The sequence below is a fragment of the Chryseobacterium formosum genome (assembly GCF_026460885.1).
Taxonomy (GTDB): domain Bacteria; phylum Bacteroidota; class Bacteroidia; order Flavobacteriales; family Weeksellaceae; genus Chryseobacterium; species Chryseobacterium formosus.
Genome location: NZ_JAOVZW010000004.1, coordinates 293780 through 309232 on the forward strand (window position 1 = coordinate 293780; position 15453 = coordinate 309232).

Annotated in this window: 14 protein-coding genes; 12 read left to right on the forward strand and 2 right to left on the reverse strand. The window is 32.0% G+C overall.

Annotated elements, in window-relative coordinates:
- The first annotated feature begins 3 nt into the window (after nt 1-3).
- From OF897_RS05785 to OF897_RS05830, 10 genes are all read left to right on the forward strand, one after another.
- Nucleotides 4-1386 carry a nucleoside permease gene (locus OF897_RS05785; protein ID WP_267264738.1) on the forward strand — a complete coding sequence of 461 codons (1383 nt, stop codon included), beginning with the start codon at nt 4-6 and terminating at the stop codon, nt 1384-1386.
- A 108-nt stretch (nt 1387-1494) separates the two neighbouring features.
- Entirely contained in the window at nt 1495-2049 is a 555-nt protein-coding gene (locus OF897_RS05790) for an RNA polymerase sigma factor (protein ID WP_116094273.1), read from the forward strand.
- Nucleotides 2015-2701 carry a hypothetical protein gene (locus tag OF897_RS05795; protein ID WP_267264739.1) on the forward strand — a complete coding sequence of 229 codons (687 nt, stop codon included), beginning with the start codon at nt 2015-2017 and terminating at the stop codon, nt 2699-2701. The genes OF897_RS05790 and OF897_RS05795 overlap by 35 nt, the downstream gene beginning before the upstream one ends.
- Nucleotides 2702-2790: 89 nt before the next feature.
- Entirely contained in the window at nt 2791-3870 is a 1080-nt protein-coding gene (locus OF897_RS05800; protein WP_267264740.1) for a hypothetical protein, read from the forward strand.
- A 170-nt stretch (nt 3871-4040) separates the two neighbouring features.
- The gene (locus tag OF897_RS05805) at nt 4041-4427 is read left to right on the forward strand and encodes a hypothetical protein (RefSeq protein WP_267264741.1); all 387 of its coding nucleotides are present in this window, start codon (nt 4041-4043) and stop codon (nt 4425-4427) included.
- Nucleotides 4428-4474: 47 nt separating this feature from the next.
- Nucleotides 4475-5653 (forward strand): acetyl-CoA C-acyltransferase, encoded by a 1179-nt coding sequence (locus tag OF897_RS05810; RefSeq protein WP_267264742.1) that lies wholly within the window; start codon nt 4475-4477, stop codon nt 5651-5653.
- A 326-nt stretch (nt 5654-5979) separates the two neighbouring features.
- Nucleotides 5980-7458: an MFS transporter gene (locus OF897_RS05815; RefSeq protein WP_267264743.1), complete on the forward strand. Its 1479-nt coding sequence runs from the start codon at nt 5980-5982 to the stop codon at nt 7456-7458.
- Between the two features lie 73 nt (nt 7459-7531).
- Entirely contained in the window at nt 7532-8458 is a 927-nt protein-coding gene (locus OF897_RS05820; RefSeq protein ID WP_267264744.1) for a mevalonate kinase family protein, read from the forward strand.
- Nucleotides 8459-8468: 10 nt separating this feature from the next.
- Nucleotides 8469-9398: a UbiA family prenyltransferase gene (locus tag OF897_RS05825; RefSeq protein ID WP_267264745.1), complete on the forward strand. Its 930-nt coding sequence runs from the start codon at nt 8469-8471 to the stop codon at nt 9396-9398.
- Nucleotides 9399-9461: 63 nt separating this feature from the next.
- Entirely contained in the window at nt 9462-10628 is a 1167-nt protein-coding gene (locus OF897_RS05830; RefSeq protein WP_267264746.1) for a proline dehydrogenase family protein, read from the forward strand.
- An 84-nt stretch (nt 10629-10712) separates the two neighbouring features.
- On the opposite strand, the gene OF897_RS05835 is transcribed toward OF897_RS05830, so the two are convergent.
- The gene (locus tag OF897_RS05835) at nt 10713-11237 is read right to left on the reverse strand and encodes a helix-turn-helix domain-containing protein (RefSeq protein ID WP_267264747.1); all 525 of its coding nucleotides are present in this window, start codon (nt 11235-11237) and stop codon (nt 10713-10715) included.
- A gap of 853 nt (nt 11238-12090) precedes the next feature.
- On the opposite strand from OF897_RS05835, the gene OF897_RS05840 reads away from it, so the two are divergent.
- Nucleotides 12091-13197, forward strand: coding sequence for a M14 family zinc carboxypeptidase (locus OF897_RS05840; protein ID WP_267264748.1), 1107 nt, complete (start codon nt 12091-12093; stop codon nt 13195-13197).
- A 117-nt stretch (nt 13198-13314) separates the two neighbouring features.
- Here OF897_RS05840 and OF897_RS05845 read toward each other — a convergent pair whose 3' ends face one another.
- Entirely contained in the window at nt 13315-13821 is a 507-nt protein-coding gene (locus OF897_RS05845) for a DUF4920 domain-containing protein (protein ID WP_267264749.1), read from the reverse strand.
- Nucleotides 13822-13962: 141 nt separating this feature from the next.
- Between OF897_RS05845 and OF897_RS05850 the strand changes: the two genes are divergently transcribed.
- Nucleotides 13963-15378, forward strand: a complete 1416-nt coding sequence (locus OF897_RS05850) for an APC family permease (RefSeq protein ID WP_267264750.1) — start codon at nt 13963-13965, stop codon at nt 15376-15378.
- Nucleotides 15379-15453 lie beyond the last annotated feature (75 nt).

Sequence of the window (15453 nt, forward strand, 5' to 3'; positions counted from 1 at the left end):
AAGATGAATTTAAAATTACGATTGACCATCCTGAGCTTTTTACAGTTCTTCGTTTGGGGAGCTTGGCTTATTACGATGGCAAATTTTTGGTTCGGTACAAAACAGTGGGATGGAACTCAGTTCGGAGCCGTTTTCGGAACGATGGGTATTGCTTCCATTTTCATGCCGACGATCACCGGAATTATTGCCGATAGATGGGTAAATGCGGAAAAAATATTTTCTGTTTTACAGATTTTGTATGGAATTACACTTTTTATTCTTCCACATAGTACAGATCCCAATTCTTTCTTTTCGGTAATGTTGGTTGCAATGTGCTTCTATATGCCGACAATTGCTTTAGCAAATTCTATTTCTTATACGGTTTTAAAGAACAGTAATTTAGATGTTGTAAAAGACTTTCCACCAATCAGAGTTTGGGGAACGGTAGGATTCATTGTTGCAATGTGGATTACCAATCTTACTGGAAATAAAGCTACAGAAGGTCAGTTTTACATTGGGGGAGTTGCAGCTATCATTCTTGGAATTTACGCTTTAACGTTACCAAAATGTCCTCCACAAAAGTTGATTGACAAAGATGCTCCTTTATCTGAACAGCTTGGTTTAAATGCTTTTAAACTTTTCAAAAACTATAAAACTGCACTTTTCTTTTTATTTTCAATGCTTTTGGGAGCTGCATTACAGTTAACAAATGCTTACGGAGACGTATTTTTAAGTGAATTTTCTCACTTTCCGAAATATGCAGATTCTTTTGTTGTTCAGAGATCAACAATTATTATGTCGATTTCTCAGGTTTCGGAGACCTTATTTATTTTGGCAATTCCGTTTTTCTTAAAAAGATTTGGAATTAAAAGAGTAATGCTTTTCTCCATGTTTGCATGGGTTTTAAGATTTGGATTCTTTGCTTACGGTATTCCCGAAGGATATGGTCTAGGTTTAATTGTACTTTCATGTATCGTTTACGGAATGGCATTCGATTTCTTTAATATTTCGGGCTCGCTTTTCGTAGAAACAACGACAGATAAAAAAATCCGTTCTTCTGCACAAGGTTTGTTTATGATGATGACCAATGGTTTTGGAGCAGTTTTCGGAAGTTATATTGCAGGTTGGGCAATTGATAAATTTTTCACTCACAGATTTACTACGGTAACAGAATTATCAACTTATCTTCAGACAACACCGGATAATCAGTCGTTTTTAGATATTCTTAAAAACAGTTTTCATTCTGTAGTCAATGCCGATGGAACTTTATCAACGGTTGTAATGATGAAAGATTGGCATAATATCTGGCTGTCTTTTGCGGCTTATGCATTAGTTCTTGCTATACTTTTTTGGGTTTTATTTAAACATAAACACGATCCTAAAGCTGTAGAAAATATCAGTCATTAATTTGCTGATAACTAAATATGACATTGCACTTTTGAAATAAAGTGCAATTTTTTTTATTTTTAGGCAACCATTTTCAAATTTCACCGTCTTATCAATAGAAACTAACCAATGAAGCATTTAGAAGAGAATTTTAAACTTGCCAAAAAACAGGACCGGAGAGCCCAAAAAGCACTTTATGACTTGTTTTCAGCTAAAATGTTGGCGGTTTCAAATTCTTATACAAATAATATTCACGATGCGGAAGATATTTTACTCAATGCTTTTCTGAAATGTTTTAATAAAATCAACGATTGCAAAGACTGGAAAAGCTTTCCTTTTTGGCTGAGGAAAATTGTCGTCAATGATTCTATAACTTTTGTCAGGAAAAACAAGAATATTTTATACGCAGATATTGAGATTGCAGATGATTATTCTGAAGAAGAACTAAATGAAAATCTGATTGAAATTAATATTGAAGAGATTTTTTCTCAAATGCCGACAGGTTACCGATTGATTTTTAATCTCTATGTATTTGAAGATAAAAAACATCAGGAAATTGCAGAGATTCTCAATATTTCGGAAGGTACTAGCAAAAGTCAGCTCAGCAAATCCAAAAAATGGATTGCAGATTATTTAAAAGCAAAAGAAAATGGACAAAAACATACTGAAACAGTTAAAAAATAACTACGAAGACCTCGAAATAAAGCCTTCTGCCAATCTTTGGGATCAAATTGAAAGTGGGTTAGATGAAGCACAAAAAACGGTGAAAAAGCCTTCATTTCAATGGTGGAAATATGCTGCTGTTATTGTTCTGTTAATTTCTTTAGGAGGATTATATTATTTTAATTTTAATCAAACTTCAAAAACTAAAGAAATAATTGTAGTTAAAAAAACTTTAGAAAATAGTTTTAAGTCAATAAAACCTATTGAAACAGTTATTTCTAATGAAAATCTTGTACAAAATCAAGTTTCTACCGATTTGGAAGCAGTTGTCAATAATAAATTAAATTCTATTTCAGAAATACCAACTAAGAAAACTGAAATTTCTAAAAATTTAGTAACAATTCAGCAAATAATTAAAAGTCCTGAAGCCCCCCAAATTATAATTGAAAAGTTAGAAGTTCCTCTTGAGAAATCTTTAGTTGCTGAAAAGAAAAAAGTTTCTTACATCAGCGCAGATGATTTGCTTTTAGGACGAGAACTTGATAAAACCAGAGAGGAAAATAGCAAAGACCAAAGAAAATTCGGAGTATTTGATATGAGTAAAATTAAAGGCCCGAATTCATTGAAAATTTTTGGATTTTCAGTGATTTCAGATTCCTTAGATTCCGAATAATTACTAATAAATAAATTAAAAACTTAACATTAAAATCAACGTTCAAATAACTGAACGGAAGTGAAATATTGTCTAAAAAATTAATAAATATGAAAACAAAGATTGTTTTATTTTTTGCCTTTCTAATGGTTTTTTATGCTCATGCACAGGAAAAATCCTACACAGATATACATATCAGGGATTATTCAAAAAAAATTGATAGCATTATTGTTTCAGAAAGAGCCAAAATGAATAATGAATTAGATGCACTTGATAAATCGTTTAAAGAAAATAAAGTTTCTGCGGAAGAAAAACAGAGACAAAGAACCGAAGTTGCAGAAAAATATGAGCAAATTATCAATGAAAAAGTAGATGACCAAAAAAGTAATTTGGAAGAAGCAACTAAAGAACTTGTAAAAAATTCTGTAATGGGAAAAGGTAAAATGTCTGATAGGATAGGATTTGCTCAAAATAATGCTCTTTTGAGTATTAAAGATCCTAAACGTACAAAGAAAGAACTCTTAACAACTGTTGATCTTAATATTTCTGTAGCATTAAGTAATCTTACAAATTCTTCAACTTCTTTTAATATTGCAAATGATTCAGAAGCTAAATTTGGAAGCTCTACATCTTGGGATCTTGAGTATCGATACACACATCAGTTAGGAAATTTAACTTCACCAATGTTTTACCGCATTGGATTAGGTTACAGAGGTAGTACATTTAGACTTGCAGATTCTCAAGTATTTGTAAAAGATGGAGATCAGATTTTTTTATCAGATTTCACAAAAGGATATTTAAAAAAATCGAGATTTACAAATTATTATTTAACGATTCCTGTCGATTTTGTGATGGTTTTAAATCCAAAATATACTATAGAGAATAATGAAAAAATGCTAGATAACTCAAAAGGAAGCTTTAGAGTTTCTGCAGGATTTTATGGTGGTTACAGATTTTTAAGCCAAAACGAGATAATTTATAAGAATCTTGAAGGCAATAAGGTAAGAGACGCAGAAAACATTAAAGGTGTTGCAAATAATTTTCTATTTGGAAGTAAAATTTCCATAGGATATCGAGCATTAAATTTATACGTAAAGAAAGATTTTACTCCTATTTTTAACGAAAATGCTAAAATAAATAACAAATATGGGATTCAGATTGGTTTAGAATTACTTTATATAAATTTTTAAATTGATAACATAATGAATTAAATATTAATTTTTAAATAAATTTTAAGTAATAATTTTATATAAACTTTGGTTTAAATTTTAATTATTTGATTTTAAAACATACTTATAAAAAGTATGTTTTTTTTTGTATTTTGGCATTGTGAGATTCAGTTAAAATTGTAAAATCAAGAATGAAAAATTTACAGCTTTTAGGATTAATTTTAGTTGTCGTTGGAAGTTTTCTTCCCTTAGTTCATGTTCCAATCACTGGAAATTGGAATTATTGGAAATTAGATTACTATTTGGCAGGAGCTTGCTGGGTTTTCTCGGCTTGCGCATTATTTGGAATCATTAATAACAGTCAGAAAGTTGTAAAATTTTTTGGAATTTTATTAATTCTATTATTTGCATTTACCATTTTCGCTACGAAATATCAAGCGTTCAATTACTTTAGCTTTTTACCTTTTAAATCATGGACTGAAACTCTTGCCGGAACAATAAAGTTACAGTGGGGCTGGATTGTAGAGTTTTTGGGAGCATTTATTTTAGTATTTGTAAAAAGTAAAAAAGCTGCTTAAAGAGATTAGAAAAATTAATTATAAAATTAAAAATAAATAAAGAAGATATGAAAGAAGTATTCATTGTTTCCGCAGTAAGAACTCCTATGGGAAGTTTTATGGGAAGTTTATCAACAGTTCCGGCTACTAAATTGGGAGCAATAGCAGTAAAAGGAGCATTAGATAAAATCAATCTTGATCCTAAAAATGTTCAGGAAATCTACATGGGGAACGTTCTTCAGGCAGGTGAAGGTCAAGCTCCGGCAAGACAGGTTGCTTTAGGTGCAGGATTATCAAACGAAACTCCGTCTACAACAATTAATAAAGTTTGTGCTTCAGGAATGAAAGCTGTAACAATGGCTGCACAAGCTATAAAAGCAGGTGATGCAGACGTAATCGTTGCAGGAGGTATGGAAAATATGTCGATGGTTCCTCACTATTATAATGCAAGGAACGCTACAAAATTGGGCGATGTAAAAATGCAGGACGGAATGGTTCTTGACGGTCTTACAGACGTTTACAATAAAGTACATATGGGAGTTTGTGCAGAAAAATGTGCAACAGATTATAACTTTTCAAGAGAAGATCAGGACAATTTTGCTATTGAATCTTACAAAAGATCTGCAAAAGCTTGGAGCGAAGGTAAATTTGCTGAAGAAGTTGTTCCTGTATCAATTCCACAAAGAAAAGGAGATCCAGTAATTTTCGCTGAAGATGAAGAATATAAAGCGGTAAATTTTGATAGAATGCCTACACTTCCTACTGTTTTCAAAAAAGAAGAAGGAACGGTAACTGCTGCAAATGCGTCAACTTTAAATGACGGTGCTTCTGCATTAATTCTTGTTTCTAAAGAAAAAATGGAAGAATTAGGTTTAAAGCCGTTGGCTAAAATTGTTTCTTATGCTGATGCAGCTCAGGCTCCAGAGGACTTCACAACAGCTCCTTCAAAAGCTTTGCCAATCGCTCTTAAGAAGGCTGGTTTAGAAATTTCAGATATTGATTTCTTTGAATTCAACGAAGCATTTTCTGTGGTAGGTTTAGCTAACAATAAAATCTTAGGATTAGATGCTGCTAAAGTAAATGTAAACGGTGGAGCAGTAGCTTTAGGACACCCGCTTGGAAGTTCTGGTTCTAGAATCATCGTTACTTTGATTAATGTTTTAAAACAAAATAACGCTAAGTACGGGGCTGCAGCTATCTGTAATGGTGGTGGTGGTGCTTCTTCAATCGTTATTGAGAATATGTAATTATTGTTTTTATATAAATCTTGGAAATCCGGAAGCGAAAGTTTTCGGATTTTTTATGCTTAAACCTTTTTAGTAAACCTTTTTAGATTATTAAATTTTTGCAAAATTCAGCAATAAATTTTAGATGCTCCATAGGAACAAAATCTTTGTAGCAAACCAGAATGAAAAATGCGAAGCTCCGTAGGAGCTACACCTTTGTTAATATGCTCCCGAAATCTTTTACGTCATTGTAATTTTAACAAATCAATAAAATTTAACCTAAAAAAAATAAAAACCGCCGAATGTTCAGCGGTTTTTCTATTTTTGTGCAACTAATTAGTTTGAAAATGTCTGAAACTGAAATTCAACCGACTCAAAATATAAAGAATAATCCGAAAATAATGAAGGCTTGGGCAGTTTATGACTGGGCAAACTCTGTTTATTCTTTGGTAATTACATCTGCAATTTTCCCTATTTATTACACCATTTTAACGACTGCTTATAATAAAAAGGAATTTGTTCCGGAAGCTGGAGAAGTACAGGAAATTCCGGTGCGTCACATGATTAAGATTTTTGGGGAAGGTTATGAGCCGGAAGCGGTTTTGAGCTTTTCGTATGCAATTTCATTCTTTTTAGTGGTACTTTTATCTCCATTTTTATCTTCATTGGCAGATACAATTGGTAATAAAAAATCTTTTCTACAGTTTTTCTGTTACTTGGGAGCAACGTCATGTATGGGATTGGCGATGTTTACAGGAATGGAAAATGTATTTTTAGGATTACTTTTCAGTATTACAGCGAGTGTTGGTTTTTGGGGAAGTTTGGTATTCTATAATTCATTTTTACCTGATATTGCAACTCCAGATAAGCAGGATTCATTATCTGCGAAAGGATATATTTATGGTTACATCGGTTCGGTTGTTCTTTTAATTATCTGTTTGATTTTAATTCAGGTGCTTGCGAAAGGTCCTGAGCAGGCTAAAATTTATATCAGAGTGAGTTTCTTATTGACAGGGGCATGGTGGTTTGGTTTTTCACAATATACTTTCAAACATTTACCACAATTTGGAGATGTGAAAGAGAAACTTCCAAAAGATTTAGTTTTATTAAATTATAAGAATATCTTCAAAAGACACGAAGAGCAAGGTGGATTTTTTGAAGTATTAAAAGATAACATAAGTTTCTATAAAGATATTGCTAAAGAGAGCTTTAGAGAATTATTCAGAGTAGGAAATAAACTTTTTTCAGATAAAGCTTTAAAGTTTTTTCTTTCGAGTTTCTTCTTTTACAGTGTCGGAATGCAGACTATCTTCTTAATGGCAGTTCCATTTGGAAGTACAGTGATTTTCCCAAAAGAAGCAGATAAATATAAATTAATCATCACCATTTTAGTAATTCAGATTATTGCAATTTTCGGAGCATTTTTATTCTCAAGATTATCAAAAAAAATTGGTAATAAAAATGTGATTACGATTGCAGTTATCATTTGGATTGGATGTTGTCTTTCTGCATATTCTTTAAATAAAGAAAACCCGAATGTTCAGCTTCAGTTCTATGGATTGGCTGGTTTGATTGGTTTAGTAATGGGTGGTCTTCAGGCAATGTCGAGATCAACCTATTCAAAATTGTTACCTGAAAATTCAATGGAAAATACTACATATTTTAGCTTCTATGATGTTCTTGAGAAATTAGCAATCATTTGTGGAATGCTTATATTTAGTGTGTTTATACAAAAGTTTCATAATATGCAATATGCGTTCATCTCAATGTCAGCATTTTTTGCTACTGGAGCGATTCTGATCAGATTCTTAAAAACGAAAATATAAGTTCTATATTGGCTTAAAATTTGTTAATATTCAGCAGAATTACACTAACTTTGCATAAAGATTTTAACACACAATGACGAACCCTTTATTTTACGCTAAAATTATCCTTTTCGGGGAATACGGTATGATAGAAGACTCACAAGGTCTTGTAGTTCCATACAGTTTTTATAAAGGCACATTGAAGTTTTCAGATTCAGATTCAGAGTTTGAAAAAAAATCAAATTATCATTTACAGAAATACGCCGATTTTCTTGAAAATTTAAGTCTACCTGAGCAATTCAGATTAGATGTAAATCGTTTTAAAGAAGATATTTCAAACGGACTTTTCTTTGATTCTAATATTCCTCAAGGTTATGGGGTTGGAAGTTCAGGAGCTTTGGTTGCTGCAATTTTTGAAAAATACTGTTTTACAAAACATAATCCGGACAGCATCTCTAAAGACGATTTAAAAAATATTAAAGCTATTTTTGGCGAAATGGAAAGTTATTTCCACGGCAAAAGTTCTGGTATGGATCCTCTAATTTGCTATATGAACCTTCCGATTCTTATTGAAAATAAGGAGAATTTAGACAAAGTAGCTATTCCGAAAGGTGAAGAAGGAAAAGGAGCAATTTTTCTTATCGATTCTGGAATTACTGGCGAAACAGGACCAATGATTCAGATTTTCTTTGAAAAAATGAAGACAGAAGGTTTCCGTAAAACGCTTAAAGAAGAGTTTATTCGCTATAATAACGCTTGTATCGATTCTTTCCTTAAAAAAGATATGAATCCGTTTTTTAAAAACCTTAAAAAGCTTTCTCACTGGGCTTACGAACATTTCCGTCCGATGATTCCTGAAAGTATTTTCAATATCTGGAAAAAAGGTTTAGATTCAAATGCTTATTACCTGAAACTTTGCGGAAGCGGAGGTGGTGGTTACATTTTAGGGTTTACAAAAGACTACGAAAAAGCAGAAAAAATGCTTGATGGCTTCCAAAAAGAAGTGATTTATAGATTCTAAAAAGTTGGGAATGGGTTCTGAAAAAGAGAGTTTCCAACAGAAAAATTATATCCAAAAATCTTTATATTATAGATTATCACAATTCGTGGGCTTTCTTTTAGGCGCACGTTTTTTTGTGGCTGCATTGCTTACTTTTGCATTGTATGTTTCCACTTTCTTTCTTTTTAATCAGGAAGAATCTTTCAGAAAGTTTGTCTTTGATTTTAAAGTTCACGGCATTATTTTTTGTACCGTTTTAAGCATTCTGGCAGGCGGAATTATCAACCAGTTTTACGATTTTGAAAAAGACCATGTTGTAAAGCCTTTCCGTACAAGAATTCAGAGCTTTATTAAACAAAAATATTTTCTGTACGCTTATTTAGTTTTAACTATAATCTCACTCGGAGTTGCAAGTTTTATTTCTTATCGGGTATTAATTTTCTTTATTGTCTATCAGTTCTTTATGTGGTTTTACAGTCATAAACTGAGCAGAATTTTAATTTTAAATAATCTCACGTTTGTCAGTTTAACATTATATCCTTTCTTTGGAATGATGGTTTATTATGAGACTTTTTCAAAGAAAGTTTTATTAATGGCAATTTTTCTGTTTCTAATTCTCTTATGCATTGATATTGTGAAAGATACACTAACAAAAAGTGTAGACAAAGCTTTCGGATATATAACCATTCCAAATTATTTTAAAAGTAAGAATACCAAAATTATTCTGATTTCTTTGTTAATAATTACAATGGCAGTTTCAATGAAATTGATTGCTAAAACAGGAATTATTGGTTTCATGTCCTATTATTTTACCGGAGGTTTGTTCGTTATGGTTATTTGTATTTATCTGCTTCTAAATTATTCAAGACGTGCTAAGTTTTTAACGCTCAATGTTTTAAGGTTTTGGGTTTTCGTTGGAATTCTAGCAATGTTACTCAACGGAATTGAGGGTAAATTATAGAAAAAAAGTTTTAAAACAACTTAGGTTATTCTTACATTTGCAAAATTAAATTAACAAAAAAGAATGCCCATTTTTAACGATACTAAAGTTGCATTTGCTGACAAAACTGATGCTCAGTTGAGAAAAGCGTATTGGATGTTTAAGATGATTGAGCAACCCGCTTTAACAAATCTTGGAACTTCTGTCCTGAATTTTACCGTTCATAATAATTTTCCATTCGTCAATACTATTGTGAAAAACACTTTGTTTGAGCAGTTTTGTGGTGGTGAAACTCGTGAAGAGAGCATGAAAGCGGTTAAACAACTTTTCAAAAGAGGTGTTGGAAGTATTTTCGATTACTCGATTGAAGGGAAAGAGGACGAAGAAACTTTTGATGCTGTTTGTCAGGAAATTAAAGATATCGTTAAATTTTCTGTAGGGAATCCTGCCATTCCTTTTATCGTTTTTAAGCCTACTGCTTTTGGAAGAATCGATTTGTATGAAGCTGTTGGAAATGGTTCAGAATTAACTTCAAGTCAGAAAGAAGAGTGGGAAAGAGTTGTGAAAAGGTTTGATGAAGTTTGTAAACTTTGCCATGAGCACGACAAAAAAGTAATGGTGGATGCAGAAGAAACCTGGATGCAGGATGCAGCAGACCAACTTTGCGAAGAGATGATGGAAAAGTACAACCAGGAAAACCCAATCGTTTGGAATACCATTCAAATGTACAGAACCGGTCGTCTTGAATATATGGAGCAAAATCTTCAAAGAGCAAGAGAAAAGAATTATTTCATTGGTTACAAGATCGTTCGTGGCGCTTACATGGAAAAAGAACGTGCGAGAGCTGCAGAGAAAGGATATGCAGATCCTATTCAACCGACAAAAGATGCTTCAGATAAAAATTACAATTCAGGAATTGATTTTGTAATGAATCACTTAGATAAAGTTTCTGCATTCTTCGGAACGCACAATGAGATTTCTTCTGAGTTAGTAATGGATAAAATGAAGGCAAATAATCTTGAAAATAAGCATCCAAATATCTATTTTGGGCAACTTTACGGGATGAGTGATAATATCACATTCTATTTGTCTGATAAAGGTTATAATGCAGCAAAATATCTTCCTTATGGTCCCGTAAAAGATGTCGTTCCATATCTTACAAGAAGAGCAAGAGAAAACACATCAGTGGCTGGACAAACCGGAAGAGAATTAGGTTTGATTAAAAAAGAACTGGATAGAAGAAAGAAATAATTTTTTCTCCTCCATATAAAAATAAAAAAGCTCGGTCTTCATGACTGAGCTTTTCTCGTTTTAAATTTTGAGCGAGTTTTAAAATTAAGGCTCAAAACTTTCAAATTTTCCGTTTTCGTAAAAGATAACGATTCGTTTTATCTTATTTTCTTGATTATCAATTATTTCTTCTTTTGGTTTTTCTAATCGCTGAGAATCGATTATTTTTTCATTGGCTTTACTTTGGTACATTTTAACCGATTCTGAAGGGCTTGTAAAAATTGGTTTTTCCTCTTCAATAATTTCTTCTTCGCTTCCAAAATCTTCATCATCATTCATCATCGTAAATAAATCGGGCAGGGAAGTTGGTTTTAATTTTTCTTCCGCAGTTTGTTCTTCAGTATCGGGAAGATCAGATTTTAACATTTCGCCATCACCATTTACTAACCAATCCCATAAAATCTCAGGGAAGCGGGATTTTATTTTTATGATAAATTCTAAAGATGGTTTATTTCTTCCGGAAGTCACATGAGAAATAGAAGAGCGTTGCACATCAACTTCATCCGCAAATTCGGATGGCGTAAAACCGGAATACTCTATAACTTTTGAAATTCTTTCATTTAAACTCATAAAATAAGCTGTAAAATAACTTTTACAAATGTAAATATTAAATTTACAAAACGCAAATACAAATGTAAACTATTAAAAGTTATCAGATATACAAAAGTAAATGAGTATATATGACTAAAAACCAGTATTTTATATTATTAGTAAAATTTATTTAGATAAATTATTAAACAAAATTTCCACAATTAAACTTCATTAAATTTTTACTTAAAGTAAAAGATGAAGTAAAATCAATAATAAAAATCACTGATATAATACTTTTATCATATTAGCGCTAAATTCTCTCTTTCCACTAATAACAGGACTTTTCCATGGCTTCTATAACATAATGGAGTAGGAGACGGTTTAAATGATTGTTAAACCTCTATTTTAAGGTAACCTCTCTCGTATAATTGTAATATTATTGATGTAAATGCTCATTGATAAACACTTTTAACAATATTTTAAGATTCAAAGATGAATTATAATTTCCTGATTTGGTACAAAAGTTACATCTCCCAATTAAAGTGCAATTGATGATAAATTTCCAAAGCAAAATTTAATTTTATCAACAATTAACATTTGTATAATATAGTTTTCCTATAAGTTTTTCCACACTTGGATTGTTTAAGTTAGTTACGCTCATTTTAGCTAAAAAACAGTTATCAACACTTAAAGTAAATCTATTAAATGACTTTACTTAAATTTTATAAATAACTGAAATATAAATAAATAAATATAACAAATTAAATTATTAACAATCCACAATTTTACTAACAGACAATCTGTCAATTTACATTGTTTAATTAAGTTACAATTGTTAATTTTAATTTTAGATCTAAAATGATTAAATTTGAAAAATGTAAATTATTATTGAATGAATTTTGAACATTTCTACACTGTAAATTCTGATTTTCCTAATCGCTATATTTCCCCTGAAAAATTATTTTCATACTTACAGACGAATCTCAACGATTATATTCAAGAGATTGGAAAGTCATATTTAGATAAGCCTATTTATAAACTGAGTATTGGAACAGGTAAAATCAATGTTTTAGCTTGGTCACAAATGCATGGAAATGAATCAAACGCAACGCACGCAATGCTTGATTTATTGAAAAGCTTAGAAAGTGCTCATGATTTAAAAGATGAATTATTCAGTAAAATCAGTTTAGATTTTATTTTTATGTTAAATCCAGATGGCTCTGAGAAATGGACAAGATTAAATGCTTCCGAAATCGATCTTAACCGTGACTTTCATAATGAAGCGAGTAAAGAGATAAAGTTCTTAAAAAATTTAGCCACTTCAAAAAAGTTTGATTATGCATTAAATCTTCATGAGCAACGCACGATTTTTACAACAGATGGAATACATCCTGCGACACTCTCCTTTTTAGCGCCTTCAGAAAATGTTGAACGTACAGTTACAGAAAACAGGAAAAAATGTATGGCAGTAATTGCCAATATTTATACTCATTTAAAAGAATTAATTCCGAATCAGATTGGGAGGTATTCTGATGAGTTTTATCCGACTTCAACTGGCGATAATTTCATAAAAGCCGGGATGCCTACAATTCTTTTTGAAGGTGGACATTTTGTAGATGATTATTCAAGAAAAGAAACAAGGAAGTATTACACAATTGCTTTGTATTATGCTTTAAAAGCAATAAGTGAGCTAAATTCCGATACAAGAGGTTGGGAGATTTATCAGGAAATTCCCGAAAATCAGGAAACGCATTACGATATTATTTACCGAAATGTAAAATTAAATACAGAACACGAGTGTATTTTAGACATTGCAGTTCAATACAGAGAAATCTATGAAAATGGAAAAGATGATATTTCATTTATCCCTTTTGTAATGGAAGCAGGTGAAGTAAAAAGAAAAGGTTGGCTTGAAGTTGATTGTACAGGAAAAAGATATATTTCTGATGCAAAATATCCTAAACTTGATGCAGAAATAAATTTCAAGATACAAGACTAAAAAAGCGGAACAATTTGTTCCGCTTTTGTCTTATACTTAATGTCATTTCGACGTTAGGAGAAATCTATAGATTCTTCATTTCGCTAAGCTTCATTCAGAATGACAATAATTTAAATTTTAGTTCACAACTTTAATTCCGTTTGCTACAAATCTGATTTCTTCTTTTGGTTTTGTAATAGCGTCAATTTCAGACTGAGGCTTTTTAGCATCTTCTGCGTAATGTTTCTGCTCGTCGACAGAAGTTACTTTTCTTTCAGCATTACCTTCCAAAACTACGTTTTTACCTTTCAAAGCAGTCGGTACGAAAAACCCATAATCTTTCATTTTAACAAAAAACTGAGTATCGTCTTCAGTTTGAATCGTCAACCAACATCCTTTTTTGTCGCAAACGTCAACTACTTTTCCTTTAATGGCAACATTCTCAACTTTTTTGTTGTCTTTTTTCAATTTTTTTGCCAATTTATCAACGCTCATCGCTTTAGATTCTGTTGATGTAACTGTAGATCCGTAAGTGTCACCTACGATTGCATTTCCTGCAGGAGGTCCGAATTTCTTTCCTTCCTGTGCAAAAGCTAATGTAGACATGCTTACTGCAGCTATTAATAATATGGATTTAAATTTCATTTTGATATTTTTTCCAAAATTAATAATAAAAATTGAATTTAAAATGTTTATAAACTTGATAAAAGACAGGTTATTTTTAATTTTAAAACAAAATCCGAAATCTATTGCATAATTAATTATATTTGAGCGTAATAATTAAATATGCAGAAAAAACTGAAGCTTTGGGACGCTGTCATGCTTGTAATGGGCTCTATGATTGGAAGCGGAATCTTTATCGTAAGCGCTGATATGATGCGAAATCTGGGCTCAGGATACTGGTTGATAGTCGTTTGGATTATCACCGGAACAATGACGGTTGCCGCAGCAATCAGTTACGGTGAATTATCATCACTTTTTCCTAAAGCTGGCGGACAATACACATATATCACCGAAATTTTCGGAAAGAAAATGGGATTTTTGTACGGATGGGGATTGTTTACCGTTATTCAGACTGGGACAATTGCTGCGGTTGCAATGGCTTTCGGAAAGTTTACTGCGTATTTGGTTCCGGATTTAAATAATGCAGCTCCTATTTTTCAGAGTGGAGAATTTCAGATTACATGGATTCAAATTTTAGCAATTGCTGTAATTATTCTATTGACTTACATAAATACAAGAGGTGTAGAAAGCGGAAAAATTTTACAAAATCTATTTACAGGATCAAAAATTCTTGCGTTGTTGGGTTTAATAGCTTTAGGTTTTATCCTTGTAGATTTCTCTCATTTAGCAGAGAATTTCAGCTTCGGAACAGATTCTTTCAGTAATTTAATTAAAGATAAAAAAGGTAATTTCTTACAATCAGGATGGGAACCAATTTCAGGAATGACATTAATGGGCGGAATTGCAGCTGCAATGGTGGGTTCCGTTTTCAGTTCCGTCGCTTGGGAAAGTGTAACTTTCGTTTCAGGAGAAATTGAAAATCCTAAAAAGAATGTTGTAAAAGCGATGATTTTAGGAACTTCAGCGGTTATGTTGCTTTATATTGCTGTGAATTTTGTTTACATCAATGCTTTAGATAGAGATTCAATTGCTTTTGCAGCCAATGATAGAGTAGCGGTTGCTGCTTCACAGAATATTTTCGGAAGTGCGGGAACGGTCATTATTGCAGTTCTTGTAATGGTCTCTACTTTCGGTTGCAACAACGGATTGATTTTGGCGGGAGCAAGAGTTTTCCAAACCATGGCAAAAGACGGATTATTCTTTAAATCTGCCGTAGAAAATAATAAAAACCAGGTTCCATCAAACGCATTGTGGATGCAGGGAATTTGGGCTTCTGTACTTTGTTTGAGCGGACAGTACGGAAATCTTTTAGATATGATTTCGTTCGTCATTGTGTTATTCTACATGATTACGGTTTTCGGAGTAATTTATTTAAGAATTAAACAACCCAATCTAGAAAGACCTTATAAAACGTGGTTATATCCCATCACTCCTATTGTGTATCTTGTAATCGGAACGGCATTTTGTATCTTATTGTTAATTTATAAACAGCAATACACTTGGCCTGGATTTTTAATCGTTCTTCTCGGACTTCCCGTTTATTATCTCATTAACAGAAGCAAAAAATCAGATTCTTAATTTTTTCAGGAGCTTAATCCCGCTTTCACTACTCGCTTTTTTGTGGTTTTGGGCGGTCTCGTCGAAGACGAGACC

Bases quoted from the DNA above. Each gene is read 5' to 3' on its own strand.
- OF897_RS05785 (WP_267264738.1), top strand. From the start codon at position 4: ATGAATTTAAAATTACGATTGACCATCCTGAGCTTTTTACAGTTCTTC.
- OF897_RS05790 (WP_116094273.1), top strand. From the start codon at position 1,495: ATGAAGCATTTAGAAGAGAATTTTAAACTTGCCAAAAAACAGGACCGG.
- OF897_RS05795 (WP_267264739.1), top strand. From the start codon at position 2,015: ATGGACAAAAACATACTGAAACAGTTAAAAAATAACTACGAAGACCTC.
- OF897_RS05800 (WP_267264740.1), top strand. From the start codon at position 2,791: ATGAAAACAAAGATTGTTTTATTTTTTGCCTTTCTAATGGTTTTTTAT.
- OF897_RS05805 (WP_267264741.1), top strand. From the start codon at position 4,041: ATGAAAAATTTACAGCTTTTAGGATTAATTTTAGTTGTCGTTGGAAGT.
- OF897_RS05810 (WP_267264742.1), top strand. From the start codon at position 4,475: ATGAAAGAAGTATTCATTGTTTCCGCAGTAAGAACTCCTATGGGAAGT.
- OF897_RS05815 (WP_267264743.1), top strand. From the start codon at position 5,980: ATGTCTGAAACTGAAATTCAACCGACTCAAAATATAAAGAATAATCCG.
- OF897_RS05820 (WP_267264744.1), top strand. From the start codon at position 7,532: ATGACGAACCCTTTATTTTACGCTAAAATTATCCTTTTCGGGGAATAC.
- OF897_RS05825 (WP_267264745.1), top strand. From the start codon at position 8,469: ATGGGTTCTGAAAAAGAGAGTTTCCAACAGAAAAATTATATCCAAAAA.
- OF897_RS05830 (WP_267264746.1), top strand. From the start codon at position 9,462: ATGCCCATTTTTAACGATACTAAAGTTGCATTTGCTGACAAAACTGAT.
- OF897_RS05835 (WP_267264747.1), bottom strand. From the start codon at position 11,237: ATGAGTTTAAATGAAAGAATTTCAAAAGTTATAGAGTATTCCGGTTTT.
- OF897_RS05840 (WP_267264748.1), top strand. From the start codon at position 12,091: ATGAATTTTGAACATTTCTACACTGTAAATTCTGATTTTCCTAATCGC.
- OF897_RS05845 (WP_267264749.1), bottom strand. From the start codon at position 13,821: ATGAAATTTAAATCCATATTATTAATAGCTGCAGTAAGCATGTCTACA.
- OF897_RS05850 (WP_267264750.1), top strand. From the start codon at position 13,963: ATGCAGAAAAAACTGAAGCTTTGGGACGCTGTCATGCTTGTAATGGGC.